This window comes from Streptomyces albiaxialis (assembly GCF_039530985.1).
Lineage (GTDB): Bacteria > Actinomycetota > Actinomycetes > Streptomycetales > Streptomycetaceae > Streptomyces > Streptomyces albiaxialis.
Map to the genome: position 1 here is coordinate 100,964 of NZ_BAAAPE010000022.1, position 16,518 is coordinate 117,481.

13 protein-coding genes and 1 pseudogene are annotated in these 16,518 nt (G+C 75.9%); 4 read left to right on the forward strand and 10 right to left on the reverse strand.

Annotated features, from left to right (window positions below):
• The first annotated feature begins 192 nt into the window (after positions 1 to 192).
• The 3 genes from ABD343_RS35375 (at position 193) to ABD343_RS35385 (ending at position 3,282) form a co-directional block, all read left to right on the forward strand.
• Positions 193 to 1,737, forward strand: coding sequence for a UDP-N-acetylmuramoyl-L-alanyl-D-glutamate--2,6-diaminopimelate ligase (locus tag ABD343_RS35375; RefSeq protein ID WP_344534244.1), 1,545 nt, complete (start codon positions 193 to 195; stop codon positions 1,735 to 1,737).
• 53 nt (positions 1,738 to 1,790) lie between these two features.
• Complete coding sequence (locus ABD343_RS35380) at positions 1,791 to 2,597, forward strand: alpha/beta hydrolase (RefSeq protein WP_344534245.1); 807 nt, start codon at positions 1,791 to 1,793, stop codon at positions 2,595 to 2,597.
• Positions 2,598 to 2,691: 94 nt separating this feature from the next.
• Positions 2,692 to 3,282 (forward strand): TetR/AcrR family transcriptional regulator, encoded by a 591-nt coding sequence (locus ABD343_RS35385; RefSeq protein WP_344534246.1) that lies wholly within the window; start codon positions 2,692 to 2,694, stop codon positions 3,280 to 3,282.
• Here ABD343_RS35385 and ABD343_RS35390 read toward each other — a convergent pair.
• The 6 genes from ABD343_RS35390 to ABD343_RS35415 form a co-directional block, all read right to left on the reverse strand.
• Complete coding sequence (locus ABD343_RS35390; RefSeq protein ID WP_344534247.1) at positions 3,272 to 4,780, reverse strand: nickel/cobalt transporter; 1,509 nt, start codon at positions 4,778 to 4,780, stop codon at positions 3,272 to 3,274. The two genes, ABD343_RS35385 and ABD343_RS35390, sit on opposite strands and share 11 nt — an antisense overlap.
• 259 nt (positions 4,781 to 5,039) lie before the next feature.
• Positions 5,040 to 6,350, reverse strand: a complete 1,311-nt coding sequence (locus ABD343_RS35395) for a tetratricopeptide repeat protein (RefSeq protein ID WP_344534248.1) — start codon at positions 6,348 to 6,350, stop codon at positions 5,040 to 5,042.
• Between the two features lie 157 nt (positions 6,351 to 6,507).
• On the reverse strand, positions 6,508 to 8,067 hold the full coding sequence (locus ABD343_RS35400; RefSeq protein WP_344534249.1) for a DUF4331 domain-containing protein: 1,560 nt from the start codon (positions 8,065 to 8,067) through the stop codon (positions 6,508 to 6,510).
• Positions 8,068 to 8,370: 303 nt separating this feature from the next.
• Entirely contained in the window at positions 8,371 to 9,405 is a 1,035-nt protein-coding gene (locus ABD343_RS35405) for a maleylpyruvate isomerase family mycothiol-dependent enzyme (protein ID WP_344534250.1), read from the reverse strand.
• A complete protein-coding gene (locus tag ABD343_RS35410; RefSeq protein ID WP_344534251.1) occupies positions 9,402 to 9,959 on the reverse strand; it encodes a sigma-70 family RNA polymerase sigma factor in 558 nt (185 codons plus the stop codon). Before ABD343_RS35410 ends, ABD343_RS35405 begins: the two co-directional genes overlap by 4 nt.
• 76 nt (positions 9,960 to 10,035) lie before the next feature.
• Positions 10,036 to 10,935 carry a DUF6597 domain-containing transcriptional factor gene (locus tag ABD343_RS35415; protein WP_344534252.1) on the reverse strand — a complete coding sequence of 300 codons (900 nt, stop codon included), beginning with the start codon at positions 10,933 to 10,935 and terminating at the stop codon, positions 10,036 to 10,038.
• 102 nt (positions 10,936 to 11,037) lie between these two features.
• On the opposite strand from ABD343_RS35415, the gene ABD343_RS35420 reads away from it, so the two are divergent.
• Positions 11,038 to 11,940, forward strand: a complete 903-nt coding sequence (locus ABD343_RS35420; protein ID WP_344534253.1) for an NAD(P)H-binding protein — start codon at positions 11,038 to 11,040, stop codon at positions 11,938 to 11,940.
• 4 nt (positions 11,941 to 11,944) lie between these two features.
• Here ABD343_RS35420 and ABD343_RS35425 read toward each other — a convergent pair whose 3' ends face one another.
• The 4 genes and pseudogenes from ABD343_RS35425 to ABD343_RS35440 all read right to left on the reverse strand — a co-directional run bounded on the left by ABD343_RS35425 (position 11,945) and on the right by ABD343_RS35440 (position 16,327).
• Positions 11,945 to 12,961: a glutathione S-transferase family protein gene (locus ABD343_RS35425; RefSeq protein ID WP_344534254.1), complete on the reverse strand. Its 1,017-nt coding sequence runs from the start codon at positions 12,959 to 12,961 to the stop codon at positions 11,945 to 11,947.
• 68 nt (positions 12,962 to 13,029) lie between these two features.
• Complete coding sequence (locus ABD343_RS35430; protein WP_344534491.1) at positions 13,030 to 13,614, reverse strand: class I SAM-dependent methyltransferase; 585 nt, start codon at positions 13,612 to 13,614, stop codon at positions 13,030 to 13,032.
• A 72-nt stretch (positions 13,615 to 13,686) separates the two neighbouring features.
• A pseudogene (locus tag ABD343_RS35435) lies at positions 13,687 to 14,163 on the reverse strand (GNAT family N-acetyltransferase); the annotation flags it as partial.
• A gap of 79 nt (positions 14,164 to 14,242) precedes the next feature.
• Positions 14,243 to 16,327 (reverse strand): ABC transporter ATP-binding protein, encoded by a 2,085-nt coding sequence (locus tag ABD343_RS35440; protein WP_344534255.1) that lies wholly within the window; start codon positions 16,325 to 16,327, stop codon positions 14,243 to 14,245.
• Positions 16,328 to 16,518: the final 191 nt, after the last annotated feature.

Genomic DNA, 16,518 nt, shown 5'->3' on the forward strand with positions numbered 1-16,518 from the left:
CGGCGCCCCCTCACGGCCGGCGACTTTCCCCCACGGGCCCGCGCAGGGCCCGGCACACCGCGCGCCCCTGAACCGCACCGCACCGCACCTCGCGCGCCATCCCCCTCCCGCACCACCCCCTCCCGCACCATCTCCCTGCGGCCCGCGCCCGACCGGCGGTCGGTGGCCCGGCCGCGCTCCGAGAGGACCTCTGTGAAACTGAGCGACTTGCTGGCCGGGCACGACCACGACGTACTTCTGGGCGATCCGGGGACGAGGGTCACCGCGGGAGCGTGCCTGGACGCCCATCGCGTCTCGCCGGGTTCGCTCTTCATCGCGGTGCCCGGGCACCGCGAGGGCGGCCCCGGGGCCGTCGGTTCCGCGCTGGCGCGGGGCGCCGTCGCGGTGCTCGTCGAGGAGCCGGCGCCCGGTCTTCCCGCGGCGGTATGGCCGTCGGCGGAAGGCGCCTGCGTCGTGCGGGTGGCCGACGCCCGCAAGGCCGCGGCGCTGATCACCTCGCGCTACCACGGGGAGCCCGGCCGGGCGATGGACATGGTGGCCGTCACCGGCACCAACGGGAAGACGTCCGTCACGTCCATGGTCGAGTCCGTGCTGCGCCGCGCCGGCGGCAGCAGAGTGGGGGTGATCGGGACGGGCGGGAACCGGATCGGGGACGAGCGGATACCGATGCCGCACTCGGTGCTGACCACCCCGGAGTCGCCGGACTTCCAGTATCTGCTGGGGCACATGCGCGACCGCGAGGTGGGCACCGTGGTCCTGGAGGCCACCTCGATGGGCCTGCTGAACCACCGGATCGACCACGCCTTCCTCGACGTGGGCGTCTTCACCAACCTCACCCAGGACCACCTGGACGACCACGGCACGATGGAGCACTACCGGGACGCCAAACTCCGGCTCTTCGACGGGCTCTGCCGCCGCGCGGTGGTCAACGCCGACGACCCGGTCGGCGCGCTGATCCCGGCGATGATGCCGGGCCTGGTCCGTACGTACGCGCTGGACGCCGAGGCCGACTACCGGGCGACCGACCTGGACATGGACGCCTTCGGCACGCGGTTCACGCTCCACCACGACGGGCGCAAGTACCCGGCGGCGATCCCCGTGCCCGGCAGGTTCTCGGTCGCCAACGCCCTGGCCACCCTGGCCGCTTGCCATGTGCTCGGCCACGACCTGGCCGGTCTGGTGGCGGCGCTCGACGAGATGCCCCCGGTCCCCGGGCGGCTGGAACGCTTCGAGGCGGCGCGGGGCGTGTCCGTGATCGTGGACTACGCGCACTCGCCCGACTCCCTGGACAAGGTGCTCGCCGCCCTCCGGGACTTCGCCGCCGCCCGCGTCATCACGGTCTTCGGCTGCGGAGGCGACCGCGACGTCACCAAGCGGGCCCGGATGGGCGAGATCGCCGGGTCCCACTCCGATCTGTGCGTGCTCACCTCGGACAACCCCCGTGGCGAGGACCCGGAGTCGATCATGGACCAGATCGTTCCGGGCCTCACGGCCACCGGCACCCCCTTCGAGCGGATCGCCGACCGCCGCGACGCCATCGGCTTCGCCCTGTCCGCCGCCGGGCCGGCCGACATCGTGCTGGTCGCGGGGAAGGGCAGCGAGCCGTACCAGATCGTCGGCGACCGGCTGATCCCGTTCAGCGACATGGCGACGGTGCGCGAGCTGTCAGCCGTACGGGACCAGGGCCCCGCCGCGCGTCGGAAGCCCCGCTACGATCGGCGACGACCTGGGGTCTGACAAGGCCTGACGGGGTCTGACGGGGTCTGACGGAAAGGGACGGCCGACCAACAGTGACTGTCACAGAACCGCTCCACGTCACGGCGTGGGAAGACGGGAACGGGGCGGGCGCGCCCGCCGTCTTCGTCCACGGCATCCTCACCTGGGCCACCGACGAGCGGTACGGCTTCGGGGCGCAGCGCGAACTCGCGCGCGAGCGCCCCCTGCTGATGGCCGACCGGCGCGGCTACGGGCAGAGCCCCGACACGGAGCGCAGCGACTTCGAGGAGGACGCCGACGATCTGGTGGAGGTCCTGGAGGGCCTCCCGGGCGGCCCCGCCCATCTCGTCGGCCACGCGAACGGCGGCCTCGCGGCACTGATCGCCGCCGGGCGCCGCCCCGAACTGGTCCGCTCCCTCGCCCTGATCCAGCCCGCGGTCTTCCGCGTCGCGGCGGACCGCGCGCCGGTACGGGCGCTGTACGAGCGGGTGGCCGGGTCCCCGGGGCCGCCGCCGGACCTCTCCCCCGCGGACTTCCTGCGCGCCTCGACCGAGGGCATCGGGATGGAACCGCCCGAACCGACCCCCGCCCGGCTGCGCGCCGCCCGCACCTCCATGGGCGAACGCGGCGTCTGGGAGGCCGACCCGGCCCTCGGCCCCGTACGCGACGCGCCCTGGCCCGTCCTGCTGATCTCCGGCGACTGGGCGGGCGCCCCGCCGCTCTACCGCGAGTACGCCGGAGAGGCGCTGATGGCCGCGGCCGACGCCCTGACCGACGCCCTCGCCGCCCGCCACCTGCGCGTCCCCGGCTTCTACCCGCACACCCAGCAACCCTCGCTGGTCAACGGGGCCTTGCGAGAGCTGTGGGCGGACGCGGACTGACCGGGCCGCGCTCCGGAGGGGCGCCGACGGTACCGTGGGCGGGAGCGAGATCGTGGGCGTACGCCCGTTCCACCGGCGAGGGAAGAGGGAAGCGGTGCCGACCGGAGTGGCCATGCGCGACGCACGCCGGCAACTCTTCGACGCCGCGGAACGCCTCCTCGTACGGGACGGGCCCAACGCCCTGACCAGCCGCGCCGTCACCACCGAGGCGGGCTGCGCCAAGGGCGTCCTGCACCGGCACTTCGAGGACTTCGACGACTTCCTCGCCGCCCTGGTGCGGGACCGCGTCGCCCGGCTCGACGGGCAGACGGCGGCCCTGCTGGCCGCCGCCGGGACCGGCACCGTGACGGGGAACCTCGCGGACGCGCTGGCGGACCTGTTCGAGTCGGTGGCCGTCGGGATCGTCGGCCTCGTCACCTCACGGGACGGCCTGCGCGCCCGGCTGCGCCGGACCACGCCGACGGGCATCCCCCTCCTCACCGAGGCCACGGCCATGATCGCCGCGTACCTCGGCGCCGAGCGCGAGCGGGGCCGCGTCGCGGACGGCGCCGACCCCGACGCGCTCGCGCCCGCCCTCATCGGCGCCGGTCACCTGCTCTTCGCCGACCGCGAGAGCGGCCCGCCGGACCCGGAGACGGTGCGCCGCGCGGTGACGGCCACCGTCGCGGGCGTCCTCACACCGTGACCAGCGCGCGGGCCGCGAGCGCCGCGCCGAGCACGACGACGAGGACGGCCGTTCCCGTGGGGGCCGTGCGGTGCAGGGCGCCGAGGAGCCGGGCGTAGCGGCCCGTCCCCGTGAGGCGGTGGGCCAGCCGTCCGCCCACGTGGACCAGCAGGACGCCGACCGCCACCAGCGTGAGGGCCAGCCCCGCGCCGTACGCGGTCACCAGCAGGGCCCCGAACCAGAGTTGGCCCAGCGCGCTGGACCCGACCAGCACCAGCACAGCGGAAGGGCTGGGCACCAGTCCTCCGGCGAAGCCCAGCAGCAGGGTGTCCCGCTTCCGGAGGGGGGCGGAGTGGGCGTGGCCGTGCGGATGGGTGTGCCCGCGCGGAGGGGCATGGTCGTGCGTATGGGTGTGCCCGTGTCTGTGGGTGCGGCCGTGCCGGCGCGCGCGGCGCAGCAGGAACGCGCCCGCCACCGCGACCAGCACCCCGCTCGCCACTCCCAGCCACGGCGTCACGAACGGTGCGGCCCGCGAGCCGCCCACCACCAGCAGGCCCAGCAGGACGACCCCGGCGGTATGGGTGACCGTCACCGCGGCGCCGATGCGCAGGACGTCCCGGAGGGTCCTGCGGCCACGCGCGGCCGCCGCGTACGCCGCCATGACCGTCTTGCCGTGGCCCGGCGCGAGGGCGTGCGCCGCGCCGAGGACGGTCGCGAGGGCGAGCGCGAACACGCCGAAGCCGGGGGTGAGTTCGTGCCGTCCGACGAGCCCGGTGAAGCGCTCTGTGAGGCCGTCGGCCGGTGAGGGCGGCAGGCCCGTGTCCCGTGCGCCCCCGTCGGCGCCCGCCGCCGGGCCGCCGGGCCGGGCGGTGAGGGTGGCCGCGCGGACCCGTACGGGCTCCGCGAGCGGGTCGTCGGGATAGCGGGTCAGCCGCGCGGATGCGGACCGGCGCGGCACGCTGCTCCGCGTCAGCGTCGTGCGGTCGCCTCGTGCCGTGATCTCCCGCCAGCCGGGGCCCGGTTCGCCGACGGCCGCGGTGCCGGTGAACCGGAGCACGGTGCCGCGCGCGAGCGTGAGCGGCGCGCGCAGCCCGCACTCCAGCCGCAGCGTCCGCAACCCCGCCTCGCCCGGCCGTTCGACGGCGCGGGCGCGCGCGGGCGTGGCCGCCAGGCGCAGCGCGCGCCCGTCGGCCTCCGCGCGGCTCTTCCGCGCCGCGCGAGCGCACATCGCCCGCGCCCAGCGGGCCCGTTCGGCGCGGGAGAGCCGCGCGTCGCCGTTCCGGTCGATACGGGTGACGGCCCGCGCGGCCGGGACCTCGGCGAGGTCCTCGACGTGGGCGACGCTCAGCGCCCGGGGCGCGACGGTCAGACCGTCGTAGGTGCTGACCGTGAAGTTGCCGAGGGGGTGCGCGGGCCGCGCGGCCGAGGCGGCGGGCGCCCCGCCCAGAACCACGCCGAACGCGAGAACGACCCCCGCGAGGCCGGACAAGAGCCCCGACCCGTGACGTCCGCGCCTCATCGCGCCTCCACTACCCCGCGGGCCCGCGGGGTGAGCGCCGTACGCGCGCGCAAGGCCCGACGGGAGCGCCCGCCCGCCTCGCCAGCGCCCCCGAGCGCGAGGACACGCACCAACCCCAGGAACACCGGCACGCACCGGAGCCCCCGCCTCCGACGCAGCGCGAGCCTGCGGCGTAAGGACCGTACGCAAGCGCAGCGCCCCCGGGCGCGGGGACAAGCGTCAGCCCCGGCAGGGCCCGGCGCACGCCGGAGTCCGCGGCTCATCGTGACTCCAGGACCGTGCGGGCCTGGGGGGTGAGGGCCGTGCGCAGGCGCAGGGCCTGGCGGGTGTGCCGGTCCGCCTCGGTGGTGCGGCCCAGGGCGCGTTCGATCTCGGCACGGTGGTAGAGGAACATCGCGTTGCGGTAGCCCGGCGCCGCCGCGCGGCGCGCGAGGGGCAGCGCCCGGGCGTCCTGGCCCTTCCGGTGCAGGGCCCAGGCGAGCGCGTCGGCCGTGTCGACGGTCTTCCTCCGGTCCCACTCGGCGCGGGCCGCGCGCAGTGCCGCGCCCCGGTCGCCGTGGTCGGCGTCGGCGAGCGCGGTGTCGAGGCCGGTGCGGACGCGCTGGGCGCGGGCCACCTCCGCCCAGGCGCCGAGCGCCGAATACTGCCGCCGTGCCGCGTCACGCCGTCCCCGTGCCTCGTGTACCTCGCCGAGCAGGGCGAGCGGCGCGGGCAGGGGCTGGCGCGCGGTGACCGCGCGCAGATCGGAGACGGCGCCGCGCCAGTGCCCCCGCGCCGCCCTGACCTGGCCCCTGCCCGACAGCGCGGGCAGATGGCCCGGTTCGGCACGCAGGGCCTCCGCGTAACGGCGCAGCGCGGACGCGCCCCTGCCCTCCGCGCGGTCCAGTTCCCCCAGCGCGGTGGCTGTCTGCGCCCGGTCGGACGGAGAGACAGCCGAACGGTGGGCCAGCTCCAGGGCCCGCCGGGCGGCGCCCCGGTCGCCGCGCAGTTCCTCGACGTAGGCGAGGCGCGTGAACGCCGGGATGCCGGGCCGCCGCGCGTCGGCCCGGAGCGCGGCCGTACGGGCGGGGCCGTAGCGGCCCAGCTCGACGAGGGCGTCCACACGGACGGCGAGGGCGAGTTCGCCGTACGGGTTGACCGCGAGCGAGCGGCGTGCGAGGCGCAGGGCGCGCGGGAAGTCGTGGCGCGCCGCGGCGAGCGCGGCCTGTCCGGCGAGCGCGCCGTCGTTGGCGCGGGCCGGGCGCAGCGCGAGGGAACGGTCGAGGGCGTCCTCGGCCTGCCCGTAGAGCCGGGGGTCGGCGGTGCGGCGGGCCTGCTCGACCCGGCCGGTGCCGAGCGCCGCCCAGGCTCCGGCGTCCCGGGGCTGCTCGGCCACGTACGCGCGCAGCCGCGCGAGGTACGGCCCGAGCCCCTGCCCGCTCGGCGGCACCGCCGCCGCGGCCCCGCGCGGCGGGGGCGGCCCGCCGCTCTCCTCTCCGGACGGCCCGGCGAAGGGCCGCCCCACCGTCCACGCCCCGGCCGTGATCACCACGGCCAGCGCGACGGCGAGCAGCGTACGGCGAAAACGCATGATTCCTCCTCGCTGACGGGCCCGAGGGGGTGCCGGGCCGGAGCCCGACGGGCCGGAAGACGGCCGAAGTCCGGGAGGGCGGCGGGCCTCCCCCGGGGGCCCGCCGCCGTCGGCGCCCGTTCCCGTCCCCGAACGGGGACCGGCGCGGGTCCGCGCGTTACCGCGGCTCGGTGCCGCGCGGACGGTTGAGGTGGCGGCGCCACAGGGCGTAGCCGCCGCCGAGGACGAGCAGGGCCGCGGCGCCGCTCGCCGCCGACGCCATCAGCAGGCGGTCGGAGCCGTCGTCCGACGAGCCCGCCGCCGCGGTGGCGGAGCGGCCGCCGTCCATCACACCGGCGCCGCTGCCCCGCGCCCCGCTCCCGCCGCCGGCCGTGGGACCGCGCGAGCCGGAGGTCGGGGAGGCCACGTACGGGAAGGCGTCGTCGAACTTCTTGTCGTTCGTGTCGACGGCGTCGCCCAGGTCGTTCTTCTGGCCGACGAGTTCGCCGCGTACGGCCTGGAGCGAGATGTCGACGGTGTCGTCGGCGAGGCGCCGCCCGTTGGGGTAGCCCGCGTTGTCGCCGTCGAGCACGCCGAGCCGCTTGGGGCTCGCGGACGGCTCGGTGGAGGTGTTGAGGCGGATCGCCTCGTACTGGCGCCCCTCGTCGAACTGGTTGAGCCCCGGCACGCCGGTCAGGAAGACCTGGACCAGGTCGTCGCGCGGCGTCTTCGGCGCCTTGAGCTTGTAGATCTTCTCCAGCAGCCGTGCGACCTCCGGGTCCTTCACGTACTTGGCGAACTGCGCGTCGTCCCAGGCCGCGGATGCGTTGTACGTGTCCTTGTCCTTGACGGGGACGACGACCTCGTTGAAGAGGGGCATGCCCAGCCGGGAGACCTGCTTGAAGCCGCCGGAGGCGGTCCTGCGCGCGGTGGTGCTCCACACGCCGATGACGGGCTTGTCCGGCCCGGCCGTCAGCTCCTCGGTCGGGACCTGCACGCCGAGCGTGTTGACGTTGTAGCCCTTGAGCGTGTCGTTGCCGACCTCGGACAGGTCGCCGCCGTAGAGCAGGTCGAAGACGCGCAGGTCGAGGAAGAACGGGTCGTCGGCCTGTCCGGCGAAGCCCGTGCCGCCGCCCTTGCCGAGCTTGCGCACGGCCTGGGCGCGCAGGTCGTCGTACTTCGGCATCGACGCCTTGCCGACGTTGGACGGCGCCACGGGCGCGTCGTCGGCGAGGAGTTCGGACGAGGTCTGCTTGCCGTCCTTGAACCTCAGCAGCCGCAGGTCGTACGTCTGGCGGTAGTTCAGGTCCGGGTCGTCGAGCGAGGTGACCGCGTCGGTGTTGTAGAGGAACGTGTCCCCGCTGCGGTAGCTCTCCTTGAACGTCCACCGGTAGATCAGCTCGGACTGGCCGTCGCCGGTGTTGTCGACGTGGATGTCGTGCCGGGCGTCGTTGGCGAACTTGTAGAAGTTCGGGCCACCGGCGGGCTCGGCGAACGGCCACCAGTTGGCCAGCAGCGTCGTGGTGCCCGGCTTGTCCGGGCTGGTGAACGCGTACGTATCGGTGTTGTCGTACTCCGGCTGCCCGGAGATCAGTGGTGCCTCACGGTGACTGGAGGCACTGGCCGGAGCGGGGCCCAGTGCGGCCGTTCCGGTGGCCAACGACGTGGCCACCAGCGCGATCCCCCCGGTCAACGCGGTCCAGGCCGACAGGCGTCGGCTGATGCGGATTGTCGACATCGCGGCGTCCTTCGCTGTGTTCGGACGGAGGACCGCGGCGGGTGTGGAGCGTGGCGGCCGGAACGCGGTGGGGCGACCGCCGCGGCCCTGGGGCGCGTTCCGGCACCCCTGCATTCGGCCGACGGCGCCGGACGGATTGCGGCGAGGGGGACGTGTCCGGATTCCCCCCCCCCCGAGACCGGCCCCGGGGCGGCCCAGGAGCGGCCCCGGGGCGGCCCAGGACCGACGCCCGGGTCGGCTACGGGGCGGCTACGGGCGAGGACCGGTCGGCGACCGGTCGGCGACGGAGCGGCGACCGGCCGGCTACGGGCCCGAGAGCGCCGGGGCCGCGCGCAGGGCCGCCGCCGCGAGCTCACGGTCGCCGGTGATACGGGCGTCCATCCGGCCGGGGTCGCGGCGGCCGCCCGCGAGGAAGCAGAACTCGACCGTGTCCAGGGCCATTGCGGCCACCGTGGGCCCCTCGCCGAGCAGCCACTCCCCACCGCCGCGCCCGGTCAGTTCGACCCGCAGCGCACGGCCGTCGAGCGGGGCGCCCGTCCTGCCCATCGCGAGGGGCAGGGTGCGCACCCCGAGGTCGGCGATCGGCCGCAGGGACTCGTCCACGGGCGGCGGCAGCGGCAGCGCGGTGCGCCCGGCGATGTCGGCGGTGTGCACCCAGGTCTCGAAGGCCCGGCCGATCGCGAGGTCCGCGACCGGGAACGGCCGCCTCCCGGCCAGCCGCGCGTGCCGCGCGCCCAGCTCCTCGCCGCCCTCGGCGAGGGTGTCGCGCAGCGCCTCGGCCCGCTCGCGCCAGGTGCCGTGCACGGTGGCGGGCGGCATGCCCGCGGCCCACGCGGTCCACTCCGCCGTACGTCCGGGGATGGTGCCGTCCTCGTTCCCGGCGACGCGGTCGGCCAGCAGGCTGTCGTTGGCGGCGAGGTGCGCGACGAGCTGGGCGACGCTCCAGCCCTCGACGGTCTCCAGCCCCCAGTCGGCGCCGGAGAGTTCGCGGAGCACGGCGTCGAGGGTGGCGAGCTGCGCCGCGTACGGGCGGACGTACGGGGGCAGTCCGCGGGGCGCGGGCGGGCGGCGCGCGAAGGCACCGGCCGTCACGCGCGCGGCGAACTCCGGCGGCGGCGCGGGCGTCTCGGCCGCGAGCCCGGCGAGGGCAGGGGCGAGCACGCGGACCTCTTCCGCGCACCGGTCGCAATGGCGCAGGTGTGCTTCCACGGCTGCTGCCTCCTCGGGAGAACAGGCGTTCAGCAGCCACGCTCCCAAGAGGGGTTCGGCCGAGGAGTGCTCTCCGGATGGCGTTCCGGACGGGTTTCCGGGCGGGATTCCGCGCGGGGGGCGGCTCATGGCGTGATCCCTTCCGCGGCGAGCGCCGCCGCCATGACGCGCAGCGCCGTGCGCAGGCGGGTCTTGGCGGTGCCCTCGGGTATGCCCAGTTCCGCCGCGACCTGTCGGTAGGTCCGTCCTCCGTAGTAGGCCAGCAGCAGGGGTTCGCGCAAGGTGTCGGGCAGTCCGGCGGCCACGGCCCGTACGCGCAGCGCGACCAGGCCGTCGGTGGCGGCGTCCGCCGTCTCGTCGCCGCGCGGCGCCTCGTGCGGCGCGGCGAGCCCGCGCCGCTTCTCCTCGCGGCGCACCCAGTCCACGGCGCGGTGGTGGGCGAGGACCAGCAGCCAGGCGCGCAGCGGGCCGCGCGCCGGATCGTAGGAGAGGGGGCGCTCCCACAGGTGGGAGAGGACCTCCTGCGCCACGTCCTCCGCGGCGGTCCTGTCGCGGATCACGCGCGTGGCGACCCCCAGCACCAGCGGCACGTACGCCTCGTACACCTCGCGGAACGCCGCCTCGTCCGCGGCGAGGAGGCGGGCGTGCAGGACGTACGGATCGTCCGGCGGGTCGGGCGCCATGCGCGAAGTATGGCGCGGCCCCCGGCGATTGCTCCCGAGGCCGAAGGTCCCTGCCGTGTGGCCGAAAGGCGCTCCCTCAGCGCGCGGCGCTGCCGGTACCGGCGGCTGTGGCGGCGGTCTCGGCGGTGGCGCCGCAGGCGCGGGGGGCGGGCCGCTCTCCCGCGAGGAAGGCGCTCGGCGTGACCCCGATCAGCTCGCGGAACTCCGCGGCCATGTGCGACTGGTCGTAGTACCCGGCGGCCAACGCGAGCCGCGCCCCGGCTCGTTCCGCACCCGTGCGTACGCCGGTGCCCGCGCCGGCCGTGCCCGTTGTTCCGCGTGCCAGCACTGTCCGTACGCGCGCGATCCGCGCGAAGCGCTTGGGCGGGAGGCCGATGCCGCGCGTGAAGAGCGTACGGAGCTGCCGCTCGCTGACGCCGAGGTCCCGGGCGACCTCGCGCACCCGCCCGGGCCCGTCTCCCGGTACGGGCGAGAGCGCGGCGGCGGCGGAGAGCAGAAGCCTCCCGCGCGCCGGGTCGGGCGGCGGTCCGTGGCCCTCCAGCCGTGCGAGCAGGGCGCGTTCGAGCCGGGCCAGCACGGCGGCCGCGTCCGTCCCCTCGGCGGCCAGCTCCTCCGCGAGGCGGTCGCCGGCGGCTCCCCACAGCTCGCCCAGGCGCACGGCCCTGTCGGTCAGCGCGCCCGCCTCCACGCCCAGCAGGGGCTGGGCGCCGCCGGGCCGGAAGCGGAGCCGTACGACGAGCGGCAGGTCCTTGCCCGCGAAGTAGCCCGCGCGGGTGCGCGGGCCCATCACCATGAGCTCGCCGCGCCGGTCGGCGTCGATGTGGAAGACCAGCACGGTGGCGGCGTCCGGCAGATGGGTCAGCGTGACCGGGCCGTCCCCCGCCGCGAGCGGCGTGAGCGGCGCGGCGGAGACATGGGTGATCCACGGTCGCAGCGCGGCCGGAACCGTGACCGTTCCCCGGCGGGTGAGGCACATGACGTCACGGTAGCCAGCGCACGTGGGCCCGGGCACCGGCCCGGGGCCGACCGTGCCGAATCTTCCTAGTGCCCGCGCCCCGGGCCGCCGCACGGTGGAGCCATGATTCTGCTCACGGGTGCCACGGGCACCGTCGGCGGCCATGTGCTGCGCCTGCTCGCCACGGGGGACGCGCGCCCCTCTCCCGCTCCCGCTCCCGTTCCCGTACGGGCCCTGGTCCGCGACCCCTCCCGTCTCGCGCCGCCCTTCGGAGTCGAGGTCGTACGGGGCGACTTCGACGACCCCGGCTCGCTCCGCGCGGCGATGGAGGGCGTCACGGACCTGTTCCTGGCGACGGCCGCGGGGCCCTCGGTCGCCGCGCACGACACGGCGGCGGTCGGGGCCGCCGCGGCGGCGGGCGTACGGCGGGTGGTGAAGCTCTCCGCGCTGCGCGTGCCGGGCGTCCGCATGCGCGTCGCCGAGTGGCACGCCCCCGGCGAACAGGCCCTGGAGGAAAGCGGCATGGCGTGGACGCTGCTGCGGCCCGCGGGCTTCGCGTCCAACTCCCTCCAGTGGGCGGAGGCGGTCCGGGCGGGCGGCCCCGTGCCGAACACGACGGGGGAGGGACGGCAGGCCGTCGTCGATCCGCGCGACGTGGCCGAGGCCGCCGCCGCGGCGCTGCTCTCGCCGCGCGGCTCCCGGCACGAGGGCCGCGCGTACGTCCTGACCGGGCCGGAACCGATGAGCGTGCCCGATCAGGTGGCCGCGATCGGCCGCCTGCTGGGGCCCGGACGGGCCCCCGGGTGCGTGGACGTGCCGCCCGCCGCCGCGGCCGAGGCGATGCGCGGCGCCGGGATGTCCGAGGACTTCGTGGGCGCCGCGCTCCAGGGGATGGAGATGCTGGGCAGCGGGCGCGGCGAGATCCTGGGCGACGGCGTGCGGGAGGCGCTGGGGCGCCCCGCCCGGCCGTTCGAGGACTGGGTCCGCGACCACCTGGACGCGTTCACGGGCGCGCGGCCCGAGTAGCGGACTACGGGACCGGGCGGTGGCCCTCCGGTACGCGCTCGTCCTCCGGGACCGGGCCGGGCGGGGTGCCGTCGCCGAAGGGGCGGCCGCCGAGGGACTCCCTGCCGTGCGGCTCCGTCCAGCCGCTCAGGTCGGGGCCGGCGGGCACGATGGAGGTCGGGTTGATGCCCGTGTGCACCGCGTAGTAGTGGCGCTTGATGTGGTCGAAGTCGACCGTGTCGCCGAATCCGGGGGTCTGGTAGAGATCGCGGACGTACGCCCACAGCACCGGGTTCTCGGCCAGCTTCTCGCGGTTGCACTTGAAGTGGCCGTGGTAGACGGCGTCGAAACGGACGAGGGTGGTGAAGAGGCGGATGTCGGCCTCGGTGATCGTGTCCCCGACGAGATAGCGCTGCCCGGCGAGCCGCTCGGTCAGCAGGTCGAGGCGGTGGAAGACATCGGCGTACGCGCCCTCGTACTCCTCCTGCGTGGTGGCGAAACCGGCCCGGTACACGCCGTTGTTCACCTCGCGGTAGACCCCGTCCATGACCTCGTCGATCTCGCCGCGCAGCGCCTCGGGGTAGAGGTCGGGGGCCCCCTCGCGGTGCAGCGCTGTCCACTCGGTGGCGAGGTCGAGGGTGATCTGCTGGTAGTCGTTGGTGACCAGCTTGCCGGTGGGCACGTCCACGATCGCGGGCACGCTCACCCCTCCGGGGTAGTCCGTCTCGCGCGCGTCGTAGGCCTCGTGGAGGAAGCGGATGCCGAGCACCGGGTCCCGGTCGCCGGGGTCGAGGGTGAAGCGCCAGCTCCGGTCGTCCTGGATCGGGTCGGTGACGGCGAGGGAGAGCGCGTCCTCCAGGCCGAGCAGCCGCCGCGAGATCAGCACCCGGCTCGCCCAGGGGCAGGCCCGGCTGACGACGAGCCGGTACCGCCCCGCCTCCACGGGCCACCCGCTCTCCTTCCCGTCCGCGGTGATCCGGTCGGCGAAGTGACTCCGCGACCGCTTGAACTTCTTCCGGCCGTACTCCGTGTTGCCGTCCATGTCCGGTCCCTCCGTCTTCACCACGTGGCCGCGAACCCTCCGGCGCCTGCCGCTCTCATCTTGCACCTTCAACCACTTCTGCGCGCGAAGAGCGCCGCGCCGGGGAGGGGCCCGTCGGGGTCGAGCAAGAGCTGCGCCTCGACCGTGAACCCGACCTCGCGCAGCAGCTCCGCCACCCGCGCGGGCGTACGCCGGTGGACCCGTACGCGCATCGGATGACCGCCGTACCCCTCGGTCTTCAGCGTCGAGCCGTCACCGGTGTGGAAGCCCGCCATCAGGGGCGCGCCGGGGCGCAGCACGCGGTGGAAGTGGCCGAGGACGGCGGGGAGCACGTCGTCGGGCACGTGGATCAGCGACCAGAAGGCGAGCAGCCCGGCGGCCGAGGCGTCGGCGAGGCCCGCGCCCAGGCCCGGGTCCGTCATCGAGCCCACCTCGAACCGCACGCCGGGGTGCGCGCGGCGCGCGACGTCGGTCATCGCGGGCGACAGGTCGACGCCGAACGCGTCCACGCCCGACTCCCGCAGCCGCGCGGTGACATGGCCGGGGCCGCCGCCCACGTCCACCACGGGGCCGCCGCCCCCGGCGCGTACCAACTCGGCGAAGAGGGAGAGCGCCGCGCGCAGGTACGGGTCGTCGTCGAGGGCTCCGGGCACGCGCTCGGCGTAGCTCGCCGCGACCGTGTCGTACGAGGTCCGGGTGTCGGCCAGCCAGCGGCCGGTGTCCGGCGTCAGCGGCTTCTCGAAGCAGCGGCTCTCCGCCGTGCCGCGGTAGGGGCCGAAGTTGGTGGTGCGGACGTAGCCGCTGGTCACGTAGAGGGAGAGGGCCTCGCGGAGCGGGGTGCCGGTCTCCAGGACCATGCGGGTGCGGCCCGCCTCGCGGGCGTCGTCCTCCAGCGCGGCGAGGATGCGCCGGGCCAGCCCGCGCCCGCGCGCCTCGGGCACCACGTACATGCGCTTGATCTCGGCGTCGCCGTCCGCGTATCCCTCGTCGTCGGCCTCCTGGGCGCGCCAGCCGCCGCAGGCCACGGGCGTGCCCCGCGCGTCGTGGGCGACGAGGAAGAGGCCGTGCGGCGGGTGGAAGTGGTCGCGGCGCAGCGGGGTGATGTCGCCGTCGTCGCCGTAGCGGGCGGCGTACTCGGCCTGGACGCGGGCGCTGAGCGCGACCGCGTCGGGGTGGTCGAAGGGAACGGCTCGCAGATGCATGGCGCCGGACCGTAGCGCCTCGTCCGGCGCCGGGCGAGGCGATTCCGCGTGCTGGGGCGGCCGGGTGGCGGCCGTCCCCTCACGCCGCGGGGACCAGGGGGAAGTGGCAGCTCACCCGGTGCCCGGGGGTGTGCGGTTCGACGGGCGGCGGCTCGGTCGTCGCGCACAGGTCGGTGGCCAGCGGGCAGCGGGTGCGGAAGCGGCAGCCGGAGGGCGGGCTCGCCGCGGACGGCGTCTCGCCCTCCAGCGGGCCTCCGCCGCCCTCTCCACCATCCGCGTCGCCGTTCCCGGCGCCGTCCGCGCCGCCGTTCCCGGCGCCGCTCTCCCCCGCCGTGCTCGTCTCCAGCAGGCCCCGGGTGTACGGATGGAGGGGCCGACCGAACACCTCGGCGGCCGGGCCGGTCTCCACGAGCTTGCCCAGGTACATCACCCCGACCCGGTCCGCGAGATACCGCACCACGGCCAGGTCGTGGGAGATGAAGAGATAGCTCAGCCCCTTCTCCCGCTGGAGGTCCCGCATCAGGTTGAGGATCTGGGCCTGCACGGACACGTCGAGCGCGGAGACCGGCTCGTCCGCGACGACGAGCGACGGCCCGAGCGCGAGGGCGCGCGCGAGGCCGAGCCGCTGGCGCTGGCCGCCGGAGAACTCGTGCGGGTAGCGGTGGACGGCGCCGCGCGGCAGCCCGACGTCGTCCAGCAGCCCGGCGATCCGCTCGTCCTGCGCGGCGCGGTCGCCGACGCCCTGGATGACCAGTGGCTCGCGCAGGATCGTGCCGACGCGCATGCGGGGGTCCATCGAGGCGTAGGAGTCCTGGAACATGAGCTGCACCTCGCGCCGGTGCGCGCGCAGTCCGGCGCGGCCGAGCGAGCCGACGTCCCGCGAGCCGAAGCGCACCGTGCCGCCGGTGGGGTCCTCCATGCCGACGGCCATCCGCCCCAGCGTGGACTTGCCGCAGCCGGACTCCCCGACGATCCCGAACGTCTCCCCGCGCCGCACCGTCAGCGAGACCCCGGCGACGGCGCTCACCGGCCGCCGGTCGCGGCGCCGGGTGAAGGGCCCACCGCGCAGGGCGTACTCCTTGCTGACGGCGACGAGTTCGAGGAGCGGCTCGGGTTCGCCGGTCCCGGCGCCGGGCCCGGGCCCGGGGCGCGTCTCCCCGTCGCCGTCCGCCGTGGCGCCGCCCGGCGTCCCCTCCGCCGGGTGGAAGCAGGCGAAGCTGTGCCCCTCCCCCTCCTCGGCGAGCGGCGGCGGCTCCGTACGGCACTCGTCCGTCGCGTACGCGCAGCGCGGCGCGAACCGGCATCCCGGCGGCAGCGTCGTCAGCGCGGGCGGCAGACCCGGGATCGTGGCCAGCGGGCGTCCCGCCTCGGCGGCGGAGGGCAGCGCGGCGAAGAGGGCCTCGGTGTAGCGGTGGCGCGGCGCGGCGAAGAGGCGGCGTACCGGGGCCTGTTCGGCGATCTTCCCGCCGTACATCACGGCGGCGCGGTCCACGCGGCGGGCGATCACGCCGAGGTCGTGGCTCACGAGGATCATCGCCATGCCGAGCCGCTCGCGCAGCTCGCCGATCAGCTCCAGGATCTGGTGCTGGGTGGTGACGTCCAGCGCGGTCGTCGGCTCGTCGGCGATCAGCAGCTTCGGCTCGCAGACCAGGGCCATGGCGATGGCGACGCGCTGCCGCATGCCGCCGCTGAGCTGGTGCGGATAGCTCTTCATCCGCTCGCCGGGCTGCGGCAGCCCGACCATGCGCAGCGTCTCCTCGGCCTTCGCGCGGGCCTCGGCGCGGCGCGCGCCGCGGTGCAGCAACAGGGGCTCGGCGACCTGGTCCCCGATGGTCATCGTCGGGTTGAGAGAGGTCAGCGGGTCCTGGAAGACCATGCCGACGGTGTCGCCGCGTACGCCGCGCAGCACCGGCTCCGCCGCCCCCGCGAGGTCCTTCCCCTCCAGGAGGATCCGCCCGGAGGTGACGTGTCCGCCGCCGGGCAGCAGCCCGAGGACGGCGAGCGCGGTCATGGTCTTCCCGGAGCCCGACTCGCCGACGAGGCCGAGCGCCTCGCCGGGCGCGAGGTCGAAGGAGACCCCGTCGAGCGCGTGGACGGTACGGTCGCGCCCGCTCAGCTCGACGCGCAGGTCCTCCACGCGCAGCAAGGGAGTGTCAGTCGTCACGAGCCCTCACCCCTTCTGCAGCCGGACGTCGAACGCATCCCGCAGGCCGTCACCGATGCTGTGTTCTCCCGGGGGCCGACCCCCGTACCCCAGCCGGACAGGTCTCTCATCCGCACCTCACCCCTTCTGCAGCCGGACGTCGAAGGCGTCCCGCAGGCCGTCACCGATGCTGTGTTCTCCCGGGGGCCGAC

Coding starts and splice junctions, on each gene's coding strand:
- ABD343_RS35390 (WP_344534247.1), bottom strand. CDS start 4,780: ATGAGGCGCGGACGTCACGGGTCGGGGCTCTTGTCCGGCCTCGCGGGG.
- ABD343_RS35395 (WP_344534248.1), bottom strand. CDS start 6,350: ATGCGTTTTCGCCGTACGCTGCTCGCCGTCGCGCTGGCCGTGGTGATC.
- ABD343_RS35400 (WP_344534249.1), bottom strand. CDS start 8,067: ATGTCGACAATCCGCATCAGCCGACGCCTGTCGGCCTGGACCGCGTTG.
- ABD343_RS35405 (WP_344534250.1), bottom strand. CDS start 9,405: ATGAGCCGCCCCCCGCGCGGAATCCCGCCCGGAAACCCGTCCGGAACG.
- ABD343_RS35410 (WP_344534251.1), bottom strand. CDS start 9,959: ATGGCGCCCGACCCGCCGGACGATCCGTACGTCCTGCACGCCCGCCTC.
- ABD343_RS35415 (WP_344534252.1), bottom strand. CDS start 10,935: ATGTGCCTCACCCGCCGGGGAACGGTCACGGTTCCGGCCGCGCTGCGA.
- ABD343_RS35420 (WP_344534253.1), top strand. CDS start 11,038: ATGATTCTGCTCACGGGTGCCACGGGCACCGTCGGCGGCCATGTGCTG.
- ABD343_RS35425 (WP_344534254.1), bottom strand. CDS start 12,961: ATGGACGGCAACACGGAGTACGGCCGGAAGAAGTTCAAGCGGTCGCGG.